The organism is Blastopirellula marina (assembly GCF_002967765.1).
Lineage (GTDB): Bacteria > Planctomycetota > Planctomycetia > Pirellulales > Pirellulaceae > Bremerella > Bremerella marina_A.
Genome location: NZ_PUHY01000012.1, coordinates 760,575 through 774,850, shown reverse-complemented (window position 1 = coordinate 774,850; position 14,276 = coordinate 760,575). Strand labels below are relative to the sequence as shown.

Below are 14,276 nucleotides of genomic sequence, written 5' to 3'. Positions count from 1 at the left end.
ACCCTCCCCCTAGGAGCGAAATCGCATGAGACTCTCCAAGAAACGAGTCCAGCATACGAAGGGGATGGATATCACTCCGATGATCGACATCGTCTTCCTGCTGCTCATCTTCTTCATTACCGTCAGTCAGGTCTCGGAAACCAATCGCGAGAAGCTGGAGCTGCCGGAACTGAAGGGAGCCGAAGACCAAAAGAAAACATCGCTAGTGGTGAACGTTCGCCAGGATGGGCAAATCGTTGTCGCTGGAAACGAGATTGAAGTCGCCGACGTCGCCTTCCTGGTGGGCGAGGAATTGGAATCCAACGGAGGTGATCCCGGCCTAGTGACGGTGGTTGTGCGAATCGACCAACGCGCGACATGTGAAGTTCCCAACGCTTTGGTCAAACAGTTGGCCAGCCAAGGAATCTCGAAGGTTCGCTTGGCTGTGCAAGTTCCGAAGTAAGGACCCAATCCAACGGAGCCCGCGCACCACAAACTACATAATTGAAGAACTACTCCTATGAAACTTTCCAGCCGCAAACGCTCGCAGAAACGCAAGATCACGCTCGAGATGACGAGTATGATCGACGTGGTGTTCTTGTTGTTGATCTTCTTCATCGTCACCGCCAGCTTCACCAAAACCGAGCGCGACCTAAATACTGTTACCAAAGTGAGTGAGAAGGCGACCGCCTCGCAAACTGACCTCGAACCGGCCGTTATTGTCTTGGCCAATGTCGATAGCAACTGGGTTTATCAGATCGGATCGAACAACTTATCGACCTTTGCCGAGCTACAGGAAGTCCTCGACAAGTTTCCCAACAAGGCAGACGGCGCCTACGTTCGCGCCCCCGATGCCGCCCCATACGGCAAAGCAGCCGCCGCGATTCAAGCCTGCAAGAATGCTGATTTCGCCGGGGTATCGTACGTCCCCGTGGTCGAGATGTAAGAAAGAATCTTTTCGGTGCGAATAGCCACCCCAATGCGAAGTTGCCTCGGGCCAGCAAGACTATGCTTCCTGGTCGTCGCATGTGTTGCGCTGGTACCTGCGGCCAAAGCTCAGAAGGTTCCGTTCTACGATCCGCGCGAACCACAACAGATGATGGACGAGTATCGGCGGGTTGATCAGTATCTTAGTAAGTTGAAGTTGACCGATCAGCGACTGATCCTCATCGAACGATACTTACTGCGTCCGGTACCGCCGAAGCAGCGCGAAAAGCTGTTAGCGACTGCTTCGCGCCTGTACGCCACCCAGTTAATGACGTACGCCGACGACCCGGCCCGCTCGAAACACTATCGCGAACAAGTAGAAGCCTTTCTGGCAGCCAATCCGCAAGCCGATACTCCAGAGCTTCAAGTGATGCTGCTCCAAGCCGACTACAACCGTGGTGAATCCGCGGCATCGCGTTGGTTGAACGATCCGACCGACGTAGAATCGAAGAAAACAGCTCGCGAGGTTTTCGCTCGTATTGCTCCCAAACTCGTTGAATTTCATCGCTTGCTTGAGAAGCGAGTTGAAGCGGAATATGACCAGATCGATCGTTTGATGCCTGGCCCGCGACGTGAAGAGCGTGAGCAAGAGAATGAACAATTAGAAGGCGTCGTCGGACGAGCCGCATTCTTCGGAGCATGGTCGAATTACTACTTGGTGCTCGTCGACGATTTGCCCGCGACGGCCCGCGAAACGAAGATCGCGATTGATCTCTTTCGGCAACTCCTCGATCTGGTCGACGATCCACAAGCCACGACGGCGTGGCACGAACGAGCCGATGCGAACCGCATGGGTCTCCAACAGGAATGGCGTGCCCGCGCCCTGATTGGTTTGGCGATGGCCGAAATTTTGGACGACGACCTCCCCGATGCCCGCCGCTGCTTCACGTTGTTACAATCCGGACCAACAAGTCCGGATATCATCGATCAAGCCGACTACTGGTACGTGCGTGGCTTGCTGAATGCGGACAAGCAAGAAGAAGCGGTCGGCATCGCCAAAACAATTGTCCTGGGATACCAGGGAGCGAGTTCGCCTGGCAAAACAAGCCTCTGTGTGTTGTTAGCAGACACCGGTTTAAGAGCCCAAGAGACAGATCCCAAGTTGTATGAGATGGGCGTCCTGGGGCTTGTCGGCCTCGCCAAGTTGGGGCACCATTCCGCCGCAATCCAATTGATGGAGAAGTACGAAATTGAATTGGAAGAGACGCCTAGCTTTTACATGCTGTGGCTGATTGGCCAACAAAAATTTGCGGAAGCCGAAAAGTCGATGTCCGATGCGGAGTACCGCCTCGCGCAAACGGAACTTACCAAAGCTCTCGCTGCCCCGGAGGCAAAGGACGACCTCGCTTCATCCAGCGAATGCCGCTATACGCTGGGTTGGTGTTGCTATCGCTTGGAAGAGTATGTTGAAGCAGGCCAATACTTCCAAGATGCTGTCGTAGGACTGCGTGGCGTGAATTCTACCAAGGCTGCTGAAGCGGCATGGATGAGCTTTGTTTCGTATCAGACCTTGGCCAAGGATCAACCTCAATTCGGTTTGAGGGCTATCGACGTGCTGGAAGATCTCAAACGCGATTTTCCAGAGCACCCCTACGCCCAGAAGGCGGATTATTTCATTGCCAAGTTACAGCAATCGCGCGGGTCGATGACCTCGTCGATTCGCCAACTTCAAGGTATTGATTCTTCCGATGCAAACTTCTGGTCCGCGAAGTTTGACCTTTGTAATCTTCTTCGGCAAAAGATCGACCAAGCCGCTTCCGAAGACGAACAAAAGGAGCTCGCCCGTCAGCTTCAAGACGTCGTCAACGATCTTCAATCGCGGCTGAAACCTGACTCGGCACCGCCAGATCAAATCTCGGGGGTCGTCCGCTGCGTGCTCAACGTCGCGGACCTTGCTCGAAAGAACTTACTCGATGCCGGGGAGTTTTCGGCCAGTGTCGCCGAGGCGAAGGCGTTGGTGGAACGACTTCCCAAAGACGATCGGGCCTGGATCGATTACCACTACCAAGCGTTACTTCTGGCTCGTCAACAGAAACAACAAACAGACGTGAGCCAACACGCGAAGTGGTTGCTCGATAATGCTCAAGGAACACCGTACGAGCAGTCGGCACTCATCATTCGCGCCCTGGAGATTGATCGCTTGGTCGCCGCGACCAACTCGCCGGGCGAAGATCTACTAAACGAAGGATTGTCCGTTTACACCCGGTTGCTGAAGCACCTTGGCTCGACTGCCGGTGCCATCAAACAAAGCAAAAACGCCAAGGTGGCATGCTCTAAGGCCGCAGATTTCGCTGAGAAACTGGCCAAATGGCACCAAGCGGCGACCCATCTCCGCGTCCTGGTCGAAGCTTATCCTACCGAGCAAGAGTATTTACAGCGGCTGGGAAGAGTCGAGTTCAATCTTGGCAACTATTCCGCCGCCGTCGGCTACTGGCGAACCTTGCTCGTCGGGCTTGATAAGGGGAGCGAAGGCTGGTTTGAAGCGAAGTATTACCAGCTGGCTTGCTTGAAAGAAGTTGACCCGGCTCAGGCAAAAACGGTCGCCGAGCAGTTCCAACTATTGCACCCTGATTGGGGTTTGCCCCCCTGGCGCGATAAAATAAAAGGACTCGCCGAGCAAATATCTAGCCTCAGCGGGTCTTAAGTCATTTTCGTTTCCCATAACCCCAAAGTTGGAATGGCGCAAGGATCGTCTTCATCACCTTACGATGAGAGTCGCCAGCGGCGGATCGAAGCGTTTGTCCGGGAGGCTGAAGCCTTTCTGGCATCACGTGGCGGTCTCGATCCGAGCACACTCCCTGCGCTAGCCTATCAACATGGTTTGGATCGGGATGAGTTTCAGGAGGCGATGTACCTTGTTTACTCTTCGCCACCACCATCCTCAAAGCGACCAGCGGCAGTAGAAACGCCCCCGCCAGCTCCCCCTAAGGCCCCCTCCAAAGTCGAGACGACGGCAGCAGCGACTTCCGAAGACGACGGCCTGTTTCCACCGGAAGTTCTCGCCCAGCCGGCACCACCTTCCTCGTTGCCGGAAAGTAACACATCGGATGATTCGCTTGTCTCGTCCGAATTGGTGGATGAATATGACTTCCCTGGAATCCGCCCGCAAGATCTTTACAACTTCGTACGTCAGGCTCGGCTGGTTCTGGCCGACGAGCAAGGCTGGAACGAGCGTTCCCTGGCGCGGCTTAATTACTTGGCTGATCAGTTGCTGATCCCTCATGCGGTTCGATCCGACCTGTTTCGTCGGTTGGACGATCGCAATTTCAATCCGCCAGCCCCGACCGCCGAAGCGGTTACCGCCCAAACGGAAGTCACACCAGGCGAACCTTCCCCACCTGAAGCACCGGTTCCAACGGCAGCGCAAGAGGAGGAAGAAGAGGAAGCACGGCAAAGGGAAGAGCGAAAGAAACGTCACTCACCGAGTCGGCTGTACACGCATTACCTAAAGAAGGCACTTGAAGCACTCCCGACGAAGCGTATCAACCAACGGCGTGAAGAGAAGCTTGTCCGGGAAGGAACCGCTAAGCTTGGACTTAGTGAAGTGCTGGCCCATGATCTTTTGCGGGAAGTGGCTCAGGAGAAGGGCTATGTTCTTATCTCTGAGACAGAAGAACCTTCTGAGACGACTCAGAAGGCCGCCTCAGAAGAGGTCGTCGTCGATTTCCAGCAGCGAGCCGCGACCATCATTGCTGGTCAGGGTGGGGTTAACTCACTAACGCGAATCATGATCGCGCAAGTTGCGACCGACCTTGGTCTAACGGACGAGCAACGCGATGCGGCTTTGGCTTCGATTCAGAAACAAACCGAGAAGAACGAAGTCGACACCCGGCTGCAGCAACGAGCAGCGTCGTTCAAGGAATTCGTTCGTACCAAACTCGAAGCCATCGCGCATGGAATCGTTATCGCATCACTTGCTCAGAAGCTAGTCCAAATCGGCGTCGACATGCACGGCATCGATGAGGAATTAGCCTGGCATGCGTTACGAGACGTTTTGCAAGAAGAAGATTTGCGGCTCGTCACCGTCGATCAAGCCAGGTCGCATGTTAGCACGCTGGTCGACGATATCCTGATCCAGGAGCAATTCCTTTCCATTCAAAACCGTCAAAGGTTGATGAGTGAAGGAGAACAGTGGGGATTAACGCCTGGCCGCTGCGAGCAATTGATCGATCAGCGAGTTGCCGATTTCACACGAAAGAAACACCGGACACAGCGTCAGGTCGTTTTGATCTTCACTGCTTTCTTCGCGCTTTTGGTCGGAGGTGGGGCGTATGTGGTGTATCTCGAATCGACGCCACCGAAGGGATCACCACTACCTACAAAGACAAAGCTGACAAACAACTCCGATGGTTCGACGGAGCCGGTCGCCAAGAGCGATGACACACCCACGGAAGCGCCCAAGAAGCCAGTTTGGCAACGACAACCCTGGTGGGGAGAGAAACTCTCGCTCGCATTGCTAAGTCTTTACCAACAGGAGTCCTCACTGCAGAATGATCTGACAGCGATCTGTACCGACGATGAAAAACGTCGCATCAACGCTTATCGAACGTTGATTCCTGAGCTGGTTCATGCTTCGGTCTCGCATCCGAATGAGTCCCAGCAACTGGCCGTTCGGGACGCGATTGTTGGCTTGGTTCGCGACGAACCAAGTGATGACGCCGTGGCGGCTATCGCCGATGAACTGACCGCTGGCATTTCGCTTAAGGACTCTTCGGTTCCTTCGCCTGAAGTACCCGCGCAGCGATTAGAGAAAGCGTACCTTAGCATCACGGCTGCCGATCAATCTGGCCTGCCTACCGTTCGTCGAGATGCCTTTCTCGACAAACTCGCTCAGCAATTGGGGATCGCCTATTCGAGTGCGATTCCTCCGTTGGAATTAACCATGAACGAAATGGTGCGGGATCAGTATCGGAAGCTTCGCGAGCTCATCCCGAACGATTCGAGCATGGCGGCCCAACTGCATGTCGCAGTTTCACAAGCTGCCAAAAACTATCTCCCCGAGGATCAGATCAGCGCGAAGGATAGCACGCTGGTCGCGGAGATACTCACCAAATTGACCGATAATTGGGAGGCTTATCAACCAACCGTTCAGAACGTCATCGATTCCCCTAAACCAGAACGACTGCTACCGCTGATCGATGCGTTCTCCCAGTCGCTGCGAGATGAGAAAATCCAGCGCGAACTTGCCGTAATGTTTTCCAAGCGAATTGGACAACAACTCGACGCCGAGAAGCCGATCCAAGCTGCTGAGATAGTTCGTACCGAACTGGGGCTCGATTCGGCTGTCGCAAGCGACGGGGAGATGCAGCGGATGTTTTCTCAGCGTGCTTCCGCTTTCTCGTGGGATGTTGCCCCGGACATCTCGCCCGACATGTTAGCCAACGAGGTAACTCGGTTGAGCTATCTTTCCGTGCTTGGTCACGCCGCCGGAATGGGTGACCTGGGAAGAAGGACCTTCGAGGAAACATTAGACAAAGGTCCTCCGCAACGGGAAGATGATTCGAGTAGTGGCAAGCCAATCTCGACCGCGGCCATGGCTGCCCTCTCAAAGGCTGAGGCCCTTATTTCGCGACTTCCCCGCGCGACGAATCCTCTGAGTCGAATCGACAACTATCGCGAACTCTGTGTCATCGCAGGCGACGTACAGGATGTCGACTACGAGACTGCTTCACTACTCGCCCAGTATATTCTGTCGACCAAACCGCGTGCCGAACAAAGTCAACTACAAGTCGGCTTTCGTGCGTTCTCACATTGGACGAATTTCAAACTGGCCATGGCAGATCAGTTGCCTGAGGCTCGCCGTGCAGCGGACGATCTACAAGAGATTGTCAGCGCACTCCTAGGAGAATCGGTCTCGATTACTGATGTCCGTTCGGCCCGCGACGAACTGCGTACGGTTCTCCTGCGGCATGCGCTTGATAGCCTTGGAAGTAATAGTCCGGCTGGCTCGCAGAACATTTCGTCGAAAGCAGCCAATGACACGGCTTCGTTGCTGGTCGACCACTATCGACTTCATGCACGCCTTGAAGGTATTTCGACCGAACAGCTTTCCGGAATTGAATTGCCCGATGTGGTAGCTGATCGTCTGATTGAATTGGAACAGGGTCGACTGAATGGGATGTCGTTGAACGAAAACGAATCTTCAGAGATGCAAGATATTACGCGGCAGAAGATCGCGTTGGATTACCTCAGCTCTTCGCCCATCGCGAGCATGGCGGTCCGCCAGCGGATTTGGTTGAAACTGATGGCGCTTCGCATTGGCAAGGAACGTCCTCGTTTGAAAGCTCCGTTGGCACAACTGATCAATCAGCTTGAAACCAGGGATGCTAGTTCCGCAAATCTGTTCGAGCAGTTGCGAAGTGGCGAACTGGCTTTGGTCAAATTTTGGGAACTGACCGGAGGCGCCGCATGACTCGTCGCTCATTCTCACCCTGCCTGATGCTCACATTGATGTGCACTTTGCTGATCTCGACGACTACCCTGGATGCAGCCGTAGTTTACTTGAAAGGCGCTAAGGAACCCGTTACCGGTTACCTGGAATCCTCCGACGAAAAGACGATTCGACTCCGCATTGAAACGCCCGACAATGGAGAGATTCATCGTACGATCGACCGAAGCGAAATCGAACTCTTGCTACAGCCGGTCAATCCCACGCGTTTGGAACAGCTCTCACCTGATCATCCCAAAGCATATCGAGAATACGCGGAAGAGTTGGTCGAAAAGAAGTCAGATCCCGATGCAATGGAGACCGCCACGCGTTTGTTCTTAATCGCGGCTTACCTCGACCCGAAGCAAGAAGGGCGAAGCGCCTTACTGGGGATGTCTCCGCTGATGAAAGATGCTCAGGGGGTTCGCCAACTGCGCGCGATGGCCTACCTGCTAGGTCCCCAGCACGACGTTTCGTTGTTAGAGGGCGCCTCGCAAGACGAGATTGCCAACGGGGTGCCACTGGACGATGAGCAGCGCGAAGAGGTCGTCGAAGTATTCCATCTGTTACGGCAATCGAAACGCGCCGATGCCAAGCAGCGTCTGCAACGCGAAGAGCTACGCACCGCCATGAAACAGGGAACTAACAAGATCACACCGGAGGAATGCGTCGCTCTTGCAAACGGGACGTGTCCAGGCTGCGCCCAAGGGACCATCCCCAATTACATGCTACAAAAGTTAGTCGCGGCCGAGTACGAATTGACCGCTCGAGGGTCGAACGACCAGATGGAAACGGAATGGGGCTATTACCTCGACGACAGCTTCCTACGATCCTTGCCGGTGCTCTCGCTGCAAAATGCCACCCAATTCAATCCCAAGCAGTGTATCTACCGCAATGGGAAATGGGTGGAACCGTAACGCGAATTGTCCCCAGCAAAAAACTACGGGGCGACAAATTCTTTGTGAAACACGGGGACCAAGGCTGGGTCCATTTCGCTGGCTTCCTCTTCTCCATAATAGAAGACCCGAGCGTCCGATAGGTAGCGATCGGCAACGTGGGCAAACAGATAAGATGCCGCTGCCGCACGGATTTCATCGACCATGTCTTCCCACTTCACCGTGCCCCGTTTCTCTTCCATGATGTACAACAGGTGGATTCCGAATCGAGTTTGAATCGGTCCGACCACTTCACCAACTGGTCGTGAATAGGCAGCATCGTGGATACGTGGATCAAGCGGCCCGCGATATTCAATCCAACCCAGGTCACCTCCATCGGCAGCACTGGGGGACATTGAGTACTGCTTCACGGCATCCTCAAACTTCAGCGTCCCTTGCTGAATACGATCACGAATCAACACGGTGTCACGAAATGCCTTATCCCACTCAAAGTTTTCCTCGTCACTTGGATCTCCTTGAAAGATCTGTGCGACGTGTCGCGTCGTTCCATCGAACTGGGCGTAGTGGCGTTCGTAATAACGACGCAAATTTGCTTCGGTCAAGTAACTGTCGAGATAGCGTTCCCAGGTAATTTTCCAGGCTAGATTACGGCGGAGCATCGCCATGTCAGCTTGACCGGAGGCAAGAAACTCATCCAGAGATTGGCCACGAGAGTTCAGCGATTTTCTAGCCTCCGCGAGGGCCAAATCAACCTCTTGCTCGGTCGCCCGAAATTCAGACGATTGAAGGTACGCAAAGACCGCTTGGCGACGGACCAGTTGGGATAGCACACTCGCGCGATATATCTGCAGCGTCGGTTCCGGCAGCCCTTGAAAGACTTCCAAGCGACTTAGGTACCGCTGGACTTCCACATCATAAACGGGAACATCATTCACACTGGCCAGCACGATGGCCCCAGTGGTTGGATGGACGAGCACTTCTTCCGGAAGATTGGGGCCGGCCGATGATTCAAGATCGTCCGACAAACTCTTATCGTTTGCGGCCTCTGGCAAGACCATCAAACAAATCATCACGAGGCTGAAAGTCGGGGATCCGATCCGAGGTTTGGACAACATAAGCTCGCTCTCAATGATGCCATTTTCCCTTACCAATCGTGAAGATACCTCGCGCGCGGCGTGACTTTCTCGATTATGGCAAAGGAATATCCGTTAATTCGAACGATACCGGCAACGATATGATCGATGCCGGTGATCTGTAGACAAATTGGTAATCGCTCGCTTCTCGTTCCAAAACAAACTTGTAGGAAAGTCCAACGGAATCAACGTCGCGGTAAGTCTCTTCAAATCCCGCAATGTCGACTCGTTCCCCGTTAGGACCTTCCAGATATGCCTCGTTGTTGTATACCCAGCCTCGATGCGACTCGAGCGCGCCTTGATCATTCAAAACTCGCAGCATGATGCTGGCTTCATAAATATCGCCGTTCTGGCGAAACGCCTCAAAAATGACTTCAATCGCCCCGCGTGTATCTTTGACATTGCGAGACTTTTCCAGCTTGTCGAATGTGAACGTCTCGACGCGACCAGGCAATAAGGCCACCACTTGCCCTTTCAGCTTGGCGATCTTTTGCGAGGTTCGATCGACGCCCCCTAGAGGAAGTTGGATGTCGACCGCCGAAACGCCCTGCAGTACTTCGGTGTCGAGTGAACCTTCTGAGTCAGCCGAAACCAAACTTTTGCCGTTTTCGTCTTCGATCTTCAACTGATCGAGCGGCATCTTGATGACAATCGGCGTCGCGCGAGGTTCCCAGGCGACTTGGAGATTCATGAAGGTTCCGCGCTGCGCGGTGTCCGACAGGTTTAGGAAAGACTCGATACGGGTAGGCTCGAAGCGGAAGATCTCGCTGGTTCGCACCAAAGGATTCTTCGTGTTCCCGCTAGATTGCCGGGCCACGAATGCCAACACGCTTGGTTGCCCAGCGTAGTGGTAAGCTTCCAGACCAGTCTTGGCGAACAATTCGTCGAGCGCTTCCCAGAAAGGGACTTCTTCCCAGTCGACGCTTACCTTAGTCGCGTCCGCGTTTTGACCGAAGTTGCGGCGATAATCGACTAGTTTGTTACCCGTCTGCTCTTCGATCGCTCCGATGATTTCGGTGAATGGCTTATCCTTCACCGAGAGGGTGATCTTGGAAGCCTTCGCCGCGCTATCAGCACGCGCCTTTTCCAAAATGGTTCGAATACGCTGTAGCCGTGCTTTTGTTTCGGCGGCTGTATTGGGTTTGACCTGCGGAAGATGCTCCAGCGACTCGTGGCCAAGTTCAATGATTTTCTTCTCAGCGCGATCGCGCTCCTCAAGCGTGTCAGAGTCGAGTCGTCGTACCCAGGCTTTTACCTGATCGGACAAATTCGGTTCTGATTCTTGTGCGAGAAGCGGGCCCGTCAGCGCAAAGACGAGAGCCACCCAAACTACGGTGCGAAGCGCGGCCATGAAAAGGGTAAGGAAATAATTCCAGATAAGGTCGTTTTTAGATGAGGTAGCGTCCATTCTAGGAATACTTTGCATACGAATCCAGCGAAATCTCAAAAAGTTTCCCCCTCCACCGCAGGGGCTATCGGCGAATCGTGAACTAACCTTACTGATAAGGTAGACGAAAACCGCCCTGAAAACCAAAACAATTGCCATGCTAGCAGTACGAATTAGTCCGACCACCTCACTCGCTTTCGTCGTTGCATTGTTTGCCAATTATTTTTCACCGACGGCAATTCAAGCCCAAACCTACCCGGTTATGATCCAGCTGGATCTGAACGACGAGACGATTCAAGCCACGCCCGTGATTGCCTCGCAAGAGCAAGTCATCATGCTGGGTCGGGATGGACAGCTATGGGATTTCGCTCCTGGCGAAGCAGCCAATTTTTCGCAGCTCGCCCAACCTTTCCATCCTCTTCCGCAAAACCAGCTGCGAGGCAAACTTCTCGACGAATTCGGACGTGGATTCGATGTCAGCGGCACTGGCAGCTACCTGGTCGTTCATCCCGCAGGAGCGAAAGACCGATGGGCGAACCAGTTTGAGCAACTCTACCGTTCGTTCCATCAGTACTTCACAGCTCGTGCGATTCCATTGCAGAGGAATGAGTTTCCCCTGGTGGCAATCGTCTTCCCAGATTTCTCGACCTACCAGAAATACGCAGCCTCCGAAGGGATGCGTGTGAGTAAGGGAGTGGTTGGTTACTATTCGCCCAAGACCAATCGCGTTGCGTTGTACGATGTTACCGGCGGTAACCCAAATCATCCGCTCTGGGGCGAGAACTTGGCGACGATCATCCACGAAGCCACCCATCAAACGGCCTTCAATACCGGCGTGCATAGCCGCTACTCGCGACAACCCAAGTGGTTTGTCGAAGGCCTGGCAACCATGTTCGAGGCACCGGGTGTCTGGGACTCGCGGAATCATCCGCAGTTTCGCGAACGCTTGAACAAGGCCCGCCTCAGCGAGTTCATGCAATACATGAAAACTCAGCGACAACCTAACTCGCTGCAACAATTCATCGCCACCGACGACGCCTATTACGAGCGTCCCAGCACCGCCTATGGAGAAGGATGGGCTTTGGTCTTTTACCTCATTGAGACCCATCCACGTGAATTTGCTCAATACTCCAAAGCCGTCGCAAATCGGCCTGCTGGCGAGCCGTATACGGCCCAGCAGCGCGTTCAAGATTTTCAGGATGCTTTCGGAAGCGATTTCAATCTGCTGGAATCGTATTTCCTTCGCTACATTGAACAATCACCTCACAAGCTCTAACGGTCACTGGCCGCTACGAGAGCTTCAATTCAGCGCACGCGGCAGGCGAGTGTTCGACGCCCATCAGTTGCTCTAGTTGAATGAGCGGTTCATAAAACTCGATCAATCGATAATGAACCTGTGTCCACTCCGAGGTCGTGGGTTCGACAAAGAAATAGAATTCGGAACTGTGCTGAGCGGCCTTCTGAATGCCCGTGCGTGAAAGCAATGCGTAGGAACCAATGTAAGTTCCTATAAGCAGACCGATAAATAGGATCAACGTCCAGCGGCGGCTCATTCTCTTCTTCTGTTTGAGGCGGTTCCATTTATTCGTCACGTCATCCGCTTCGAAACGGCGACATTCTGAAAACCTGATTCTAGCGAGACTTCACAAATCGTGCCCGGATTTGGCCAGCTAGTCGAGCGGATCTTGTACGGGCGAAGGAACGATCGGGCCGTCGTCTTGACGTACTTCCACATCAAACAAACCGGCAAGCTCCATCGGAAATAGTAGCAGCCATAGGAACAGGGCACCCCCAAAATGCATCAACTCGATCAATGCTGCCATGCCCCAGCCCCACCCAAATCCAAATGCTACTAAGATCTCAATCAGCGGCATGGCGATGAGTACTGAAATGGCGGACAGATAGAATAGTCGCCATGTGCGATGACGTTCTGGCATGAAAACGCTTAGGCTTCCCAAGATGATATTGGTCGAGACAGCAATCGCTTGGAGCGTCAAAACGATAGCTGCATTCGTGTCGAAAATGAACATGGAGTGCTGCTCAAAGATCAACCTCAGTATGCCGCAGATCACGGCCATTATTATCGTCAATCCACCTAGCTGCCATAACGAAAACTGTGAGCCACGACACGGAGTTCGCGTTACGATCGAAATGATCGGTGACAAGCTGAACGTCATCATTGCGGTAATCAGAACGATAGCAACGAGCAGCAGATACAATTCTGCAGAACCCAGCCCCAAAATCAAAACGGCGAGAGAAACAACACCGATTCGTTGCCAAACATTGAATCGACCTAATATCAACCATACGCTGCACAGGCCTGTTAACAGCGGCGAAAAGATCGGGATAAACGCATTCAACGAGAATACAGCAGCTCCCAGCAATTCGACCCACACCAATACGTCGTGCCCTTCCGTCTCGGAACCGTCATCAATCACTTCGGTCGTGCGATTTGCATTTAGCGCTTCAGCGGCAAGGAATGCTGACTTGCTCTCGGGCTGGCTTATGGTCTCTCTTCTGGACCGAGGCTGGTCGTAGTCATTGATTCTTCGCGGTCTAGGCATTCCTCTTCGGGGGCCCGCTGAAATAGCGATGTTCCGAAGAGCCCCAAACCGTAATTCAATAGCACGGATACTATAAGAAACTCGACCGTCGCAAATTGAAAGATTCCAAACGTATCTACACTTGACGGTACCGTCCGACCGAAGTGATTTAAAACAAAAATACAACAAAGAGGTACAATTAAAATCAATCCAGGGATGAGAAGCAGCCACATCCGAATGCGAGGTGAGTCGCATTTCATGAGAAACGGAAACGCGGCGAAGACAGCATTAATTCCTAAAGCAACTGCCAAGATCTCCCATTCAACAACTCGATCCCACAAATAGCCCCCATCGCTGAGATCATACGCACTTCGAAGTGCCGAGAAGCACAACGCTAACGCGACAATCGTTGACGCAATTTCCTTAAGCGAAATGTGTCGTGGTCGCCTTCCCCAAGATGTGAATGTCGCGATTAAAAATCCAATAATTAATGCGGTCGTGGCGATCGAGAGAATCAAAGTCACAATTACCGCCAAGGCGATTGAAAATCCACCTTCCTGAATGAATGAAGTGATGGTCGCCATCAGCATAAACGTTCCGATCACGCCAAATATCAGTCGAATCCAAAACTTACCGCGTCCGGCAGCAAGCCAAAGACCAAGAAGCATTGCTGGTACGTGCAGAGCGAGAGGAAACAGACGAGAAGCAACTAATAGGTGTGCGATAATCAGAACAACGCTACCCACCAGAGCAGCCCATCGCAGAGTGTAGGTTAGCGACCACCGTTCGCTTCTAGTTTCATCGAAATCAACCGGAGCGTAAGGAGACGCCCGACTGCAAGCTGCCTTCCAACCATCCCGCTTGTTCATGCCTACCTCACGCTCGATAAACAACTGGTCTGATCATAGCCCAGCAACTCGATGC

Annotated in this window: 11 protein-coding genes; 6 read left to right on the top strand and 5 right to left on the bottom strand. The window is 53.3% G+C overall.

The genetic code is table 11. From position 1 onward, the window contains the following. Positions 1 to 25: 25 nt before the first annotated feature. From C5Y83_RS19675 to C5Y83_RS19655, 5 genes are read left to right on the top strand one after another with little or no spacing between them, the layout of a single operon-like run. A complete protein-coding gene (locus C5Y83_RS19675) occupies positions 26 to 442 on the top strand; it encodes an ExbD/TolR family protein (protein WP_105331454.1) in 417 nt (138 codons plus the stop codon). 57 nt (positions 443 to 499) lie between these two features. Beyond that, a complete protein-coding gene (locus C5Y83_RS19670) occupies positions 500 to 925 on the top strand; it encodes an ExbD/TolR family protein (protein ID WP_105331453.1) in 426 nt (141 codons plus the stop codon). 15 nt (positions 926 to 940) lie between these two features. Next, positions 941 to 3,610: a hypothetical protein gene (locus C5Y83_RS19665; protein WP_146117844.1), complete on the top strand. Its 2,670-nt coding sequence runs from the start codon at positions 941 to 943 to the stop codon at positions 3,608 to 3,610. Positions 3,611 to 3,643: 33 nt separating this feature from the next. Then, on the top strand, positions 3,644 to 7,378 hold the full coding sequence (locus C5Y83_RS19660; protein WP_105331451.1) for a hypothetical protein: 3,735 nt from the start codon (positions 3,644 to 3,646) through the stop codon (positions 7,376 to 7,378). Continuing rightward, the gene (locus tag C5Y83_RS19655; protein WP_105331450.1) at positions 7,375 to 8,310 is read left to right on the top strand and encodes a hypothetical protein; all 936 of its coding nucleotides are present in this window, start codon (positions 7,375 to 7,377) and stop codon (positions 8,308 to 8,310) included. Before C5Y83_RS19660 ends, C5Y83_RS19655 begins: the two co-directional genes overlap by 4 nt. A gap of 23 nt (positions 8,311 to 8,333) precedes the next feature. Here the strand turns inward: C5Y83_RS19655 and C5Y83_RS19650 are convergent, their stop codons facing one another. Beyond that, positions 8,334 to 9,404, bottom strand: a complete 1,071-nt coding sequence (locus C5Y83_RS19650) for a peptidylprolyl isomerase (RefSeq protein WP_105331449.1) — start codon at positions 9,402 to 9,404, stop codon at positions 8,334 to 8,336. A gap of 73 nt (positions 9,405 to 9,477) precedes the next feature. Beyond that, positions 9,478 to 10,830, bottom strand: coding sequence for a hypothetical protein (locus tag C5Y83_RS19645; protein ID WP_146117843.1), 1,353 nt, complete (start codon positions 10,828 to 10,830; stop codon positions 9,478 to 9,480). 136 nt (positions 10,831 to 10,966) lie between these two features. Between C5Y83_RS19645 and C5Y83_RS19640 the strand changes: the two genes are divergently transcribed. Beyond that, the gene (locus tag C5Y83_RS19640; protein ID WP_105331447.1) at positions 10,967 to 12,085 is read left to right on the top strand and encodes a DUF1570 domain-containing protein; all 1,119 of its coding nucleotides are present in this window, start codon (positions 10,967 to 10,969) and stop codon (positions 12,083 to 12,085) included. Positions 12,086 to 12,098: 13 nt separating this feature from the next. On the opposite strand, the gene C5Y83_RS19635 is transcribed toward C5Y83_RS19640, so the two are convergent. The 3 genes from C5Y83_RS19635 to C5Y83_RS19625 form a co-directional block, all read right to left on the bottom strand. Next, on the bottom strand, positions 12,099 to 12,362 hold the full coding sequence (locus C5Y83_RS19635; protein ID WP_105331446.1) for a hypothetical protein: 264 nt from the start codon (positions 12,360 to 12,362) through the stop codon (positions 12,099 to 12,101). A gap of 117 nt (positions 12,363 to 12,479) precedes the next feature. Then, entirely contained in the window at positions 12,480 to 13,247 is a 768-nt protein-coding gene (locus tag C5Y83_RS19630; RefSeq protein WP_105331445.1) for a hypothetical protein, read from the bottom strand. 65 nt (positions 13,248 to 13,312) lie between these two features. Further along, positions 13,313 to 14,221 carry a hypothetical protein gene (locus C5Y83_RS19625; protein ID WP_105331444.1) on the bottom strand — a complete coding sequence of 303 codons (909 nt, stop codon included), beginning with the start codon at positions 14,219 to 14,221 and terminating at the stop codon, positions 13,313 to 13,315. Positions 14,222 to 14,276: the final 55 nt, after the last annotated feature.